Source organism: Methyloceanibacter marginalis (assembly GCF_001723295.1).
In the GTDB taxonomy this organism is placed as follows: domain Bacteria; phylum Pseudomonadota; class Alphaproteobacteria; order Rhizobiales; family Methyloligellaceae; genus Methyloceanibacter; species Methyloceanibacter marginalis.
In genome coordinates this window covers 1-4,555 of the sequence record NZ_LPWD01000432.1, presented here as the reverse complement: position 1 = coordinate 4,555, position 4,555 = coordinate 1, and the positions used below count along the sequence as shown (strand labels likewise).

Genomic DNA, 4,555 nt, shown 5'->3' with positions numbered 1-4,555 from the left:
GAGGGCATGGACTTCGAAATTACCCAATAAATCAAGACCTTGGAGGGTACCGTTAAGGAAGGCATAATGACGCAGCGGGCCTCCCTTTGCGCTCTCTGGAATTTGGATTATGACGAATTAGAGCATGGCCATAGTGCCCAAGAGAGCATTCCTCATTGTCCCTGATGGGAAGCAAGCTCCAGACAGCATGGGTTCACGGAGGATACGCCATCGCGACCGTGAGGGACAATTCGGCAAGCCGCTCTGAAGGCTCTGCCGTAGGGGTAGGTGATCCGTTCCCAGGGTCCAAGCCCGAGACAGGGGCCGCTCGCCGACCGCGAGGGGCCGCCTGTGGCGTTCCCATTCCCATAGTTGTTCGTGACGAAACCGGGCGTCGAAGCCTTGTTGGCGCCCGTGCGCGCTTGCTCCCTTGGCGGCGCGTCAGTCCGGCTCCCTGAGCCGGCTGGCTTTTTGATTTCGATAGGCTGAACGAAGACAGCAACTAGGGTAAGGAAACGAAACGTGCGCAAAATCATCACTGGAGTACTGACGGTCGTTCTGTTGGGCGCCGTGAGCGTATTTGGCCTCAAGGCCATGGCGGAAGAGGAGTGCTGCCCGAAGGACGATCAGACGCCGCCGCTCGAGCTCATCGAGAAGACGCCGATCGGAGGTCTGCACAACCCGTATAACGACGATACCGCGGCCATGGAGGAAGTCGGTCACAAGAAGTACCTCTCCTTCAGCTGCAATGGCTGCCATGGCGGCGGCGGCGGCGGTGGCATGTGCCCGCCGCTGACCAACGACACCTTTGTCTATGGCGCTGACGACGACACGCTGTTTCGTCTGATCGCCCTTGGCTCGGACGATCTCCAAAGCTGGGCTACACGCGCGTCAGGAAGGAGATCGTGACCGGTCCGATGCCGCCTTTTGGCAACATCATCAAGACCTCCGACGATTTGTGGAAGGTCATCGCTTGGATGCGCGTCAAGAACCCGAGTTCTGTGAAGAACGTGGACAAGCCCGCGCAGACGCCGGGCCAATAGCGCTCGCGCCACCGCGACGTCGATTTGAAAGGCCGCTGCGCCCCTCGGGGCCGGCGGCCTTTCTGTTTGCGTGGCACGTTGAGGCCGCGGCCAGGCACTTATTTATGACTTTCCTTCCGCTGCGGCGGCTGCCATGGTGCCCGTGAGGAGCGGGGAATGTTTCCGCTCGCCAGCCACGCCGTAGGTCTAAGACGGTGACGCGTTGTTGGGGCTGGTCTGGGTCTAGCGAGAATCACCGACATCTTTGACGGTCCGGCAAGGCCAATGCCTTTTCGGCCGCCGACTGCGAACGTGCTGAAGCGCAGCGGGCGATGCGCCTGCGCGACTCTATCGCCCCAAGATCATCCCTAGGGTAAGGAAACCGAAATCGTGAGCAAGATTATCACTGGAGTACTGGCCGCCGTCCTCGTTGGCGGCATGAGCCTGATTGCTGGGACGGCCACGGCAGAGGAGTGCTGTCCGAAGGATGACCAGACCCCGCCGCTCGAGCTGATCGAGAAAACGCCCATCGGCGGGCTGCACAACCCCTACAACGACGATGTCGACGCGATGGCCGAGATTGGGCACAAGAAATATCTGTCCTTTAGCTGTAACGGCTGCCACGGCGGTGGCGGTGGCGGTGGCATGTGCCCGCCGCTCACCAATGACGCCTGGGTCTATGGCGCCGACGACGACACGGTTTTCAGGTTGATCGCTCTTGGCACCGACGAGCTCAAGAAGCAGGGCTACAAGCGCGTCCGCACGGAAGTGGTGGTCGGACCGATGCCGCCTTTCGGGACCATCATCAAGACCTCCGATGATCTTTGGAAGGTCATCGCCTTCATCCGTACGAAGAACCCGAGCTCCATGGAGAAGGTGAGCACGCCGGCACAGACCCCGGGCGAATAGCGCGCGCGAATTTGGATTTCGGAAGGCCGCCGCAGCCCTCGGGCCGGCGGCCTTTCTGCTTCCTGAAACATTGGTAATGTTTTTACCACGGCCTGGAAGGGCGTGGCCGAAGTCCATATATTCGTTCAAGAATTCCAGCTCGGTCCGCTGGCGATTTGGTTGCCATATTGTGCGGTGCGCATTGCCAATCGGTAGCAGGTCTGAGACAGAAGAGCGCCCAGCTCCGGAACACCTCCCATAACCGGAAACGTCAGAGAGACATGCAGCCTTTGCCTCCGCCCCTTTCCCGTGACCCGCGCGCTCCTTGGTTGGGAGCGGTGCTCGCCGGTGTCTTTTTCATCTCGACGATTGCCGCAAGCGCCGTTGTGGCCGCGCAGGATGCGCCCCCGGCCAGCGAAACGCCCCAAGCCAGCGACACGCCCAAAGCCACCGAGCGCCCGCCAAGCCCGACGAGGCGGCCGAGAAGGCTCCCGCGCCCGCCGAGGACAAGCCCGCCAAGGACAAGGCCGGCGACAAGAAGCTGATGCGCGTCTACTACCTCGGCAAGGAATACGACGAGCCGCTGCCGCTCTCTTATGCCGAGGAGATCATCACCGACAAAGGCATCCAGGGTGCGCGCCTCATGGAGAAGGAGGCAAACCAGGCCGGCAATTTCATCGGCTACGAGTTCAAGCTCGAAGAGGGCATCGTGCCCAAGGACGGCGACGTCGTCGCCAAGGCCAAGGAGGCATTGGCCGCCGGCCACCGCTTCATCCTCGCCGACCTCGAGCCCGACGATCTGCTTGCCGTGGCCGATCTGCCGGAGGCCAAGAACGCGCTCATCCTGAACATCCGTTCCAGCGCCACGAAGTTGCGCCAGGAAGAATGCCGCAGGAACGTCTTCCACATCATTCCTGACTACGCCATGCGGGCCGACGCGCTTGCGCAATATCTGATCTGGAAGAAATGGCCCCGCTGGTTCGTCATCCGCCGTGACACCGAAAAGGATCAGGATTATCTGGCCCAGGTGAAGCGTCGGCCGCCCGCTATGGCGGCAAGGTGGTCGAGGACCATGTCTACGACCTGCCGCCCGGCGCGCGAAACCTCGACTCCGGCCATCAGCAGATCCAGACGCAGATGCCCATGGAGACCGAAAGCGCGCCGGAGCACGACGTGGTCTGGGTCATCAATAGCGACGACGATTTCGGCGATTATCTGATGTACCGCACCTATACGCCGCGGCCCGTGGTCGGCACGCAAGGGCTCCAGGCAACCGCGTGGGACAAGTCCTACACGGAATCCGGCGCTATGCATTTCCAGAACGCCATCCCGCGCCTTGCCAACCGCAAGCCGGTCGAGCGCGACTACACAGCCTGGCTCGGGTTCCGCGCACTCGCCGACGCCGCCATGAAGTCCGGCAAGGTCAAGCCGAAGGACGTCAAGAAATACATGCTGTCCGACGACTTCAAGCTCGAGGCCTTCAAGGGCCAGGCGCTGAGCTTCCGCGATTGGGATCAGCAGATGCGCCAGCCGATCATTCTCGGCGGCGGCACGCGTGTCCCGGTCTCGACCTCGCCCCAGGACGGCTTCCTGCACCAGACCAATCTCACCGATACGCTCGGCTTCGATAAGCCTGAGTCCAAATGCAAGTTCTAATGCCCATCCAACTGAAGGTAGACCCATGACTCGTATCAGTCTTGCCGGGGCCTCCGCTGCGGCGCTGCTTCTGTTCGCCGTCCCTTCCCACGCCGAGACCATCTTCGTCTCCAACGAGAAGGACAACACGGTCACCGTCATCGACGGCGAGACCCTGAAGACGATCAAGACCGTCGAGACCGCGCGGCGCCCGCGCGGCATCGTCCTGAGCCCGGACAACAAGGAGCTGTTCGTGGCCGCCGGCGATGGCGACATCATCGATGTTGTCGACACCGCAAAGCTGGAAGTCGTGCGCACGCTGGAATCGGGACCGATCCCGAGCTCATGGCCGTCGATTCCAAGGGTGACGTGATCTACATCGCCAATGAGGACGATAGCTTGGTCACCGTCATGAACATCGGCAGCGGCGAGGTTCTGGGCGAGGTGCCCGTCGGCGTCGAACCGGAAGGCATGATCGTCAGTCCGGACGACCGCTACACCGCCGCCACGTCCGAGAGCACCAGCATGGCGCATATCATCGACAACAAGACCATCAAGCTGGTGGGCAACATCCTCGTCGACAGCCGCCCACGCGAGGTCAAGTTCTCGAAGGACATGAAGGAGCTTTGGGTCTCCTCGGAGATCGGCGGCACGGTCTCCATCGTCGACACCAGCGATTGGGACAATCCGCAGAACTGGAAAGTCGTCAAGAAAATCAATTTCGAGGTTCCGGGTTTGCGCCCTGAGCAGCTTCAGCCCGTCGGCATGGACTTCGACGAGGACCATGGCCGCGTCTTCGTTCCGCTGGGCCCGGCCAACCGCGTGGCGGTGATCGATGCGAAGAAGAAGGAAGTCATTGATTATGTCCTCGTGGGCCAGCGTCCGTGGCACGGCGAGTTCAGCCCCGACTACAAGAAATACTATGTCGCCAACGGTCTCACCAACGATCTGACGGTGATCGACGCGGAAACCTTGAAGGCCGCGAAATCGGTGCCGGTCGGGCGTCTGCCTTGGGGCGTCGCCGTCATGCC

The 4,555-nt window shown here is 61.5% G+C and carries 7 protein-coding genes; all 7 read left to right on the top strand.

Annotated features, from left to right (window positions below):
* The first annotated feature begins 501 nt into the window (after nt 1-501).
* Entirely contained in the window at nt 502-888 is a 387-nt protein-coding gene (locus tag AUC71_RS20450) for a hypothetical protein (protein ID WP_204376753.1), read from the top strand.
* Nucleotides 885-1,022 (top strand): hypothetical protein, encoded by a 138-nt coding sequence (locus AUC71_RS20445; protein ID WP_204376752.1) that lies wholly within the window; start codon nt 885-887, stop codon nt 1,020-1,022. The genes AUC71_RS20450 and AUC71_RS20445 overlap by 4 nt, the downstream gene beginning before the upstream one ends.
* 369 nt (nt 1,023-1,391) lie before the next feature.
* Nucleotides 1,392-1,910, top strand: a complete 519-nt coding sequence (locus AUC71_RS15065) for a c-type cytochrome (RefSeq protein WP_204376751.1) — start codon at nt 1,392-1,394, stop codon at nt 1,908-1,910.
* 304 nt (nt 1,911-2,214) lie between these two features.
* A complete protein-coding gene (locus AUC71_RS18190) occupies nt 2,215-3,108 on the top strand; it encodes an ABC transporter substrate-binding protein (RefSeq protein ID WP_083238462.1) in 894 nt (297 codons plus the stop codon).
* Entirely contained in the window at nt 3,033-3,545 is a 513-nt protein-coding gene (locus AUC71_RS19810; RefSeq protein WP_083238461.1) for a type 1 periplasmic-binding domain-containing protein, read from the top strand. The genes AUC71_RS18190 and AUC71_RS19810 overlap by 76 nt, the downstream gene beginning before the upstream one ends.
* Before the next feature lie 25 nt (nt 3,546-3,570).
* Nucleotides 3,571-3,897 (top strand): YVTN family beta-propeller repeat protein, encoded by a 327-nt coding sequence (locus AUC71_RS22965; protein WP_069624896.1) that lies wholly within the window; start codon nt 3,571-3,573, stop codon nt 3,895-3,897.
* Nucleotides 3,870-4,555, top strand: a 686-nt coding sequence (locus tag AUC71_RS15050) for a PQQ-dependent catabolism-associated beta-propeller protein (protein WP_069624895.1), incomplete at its 3' end; no start/stop codon positions are given. The genes AUC71_RS22965 and AUC71_RS15050, both read left to right, overlap by 28 nt.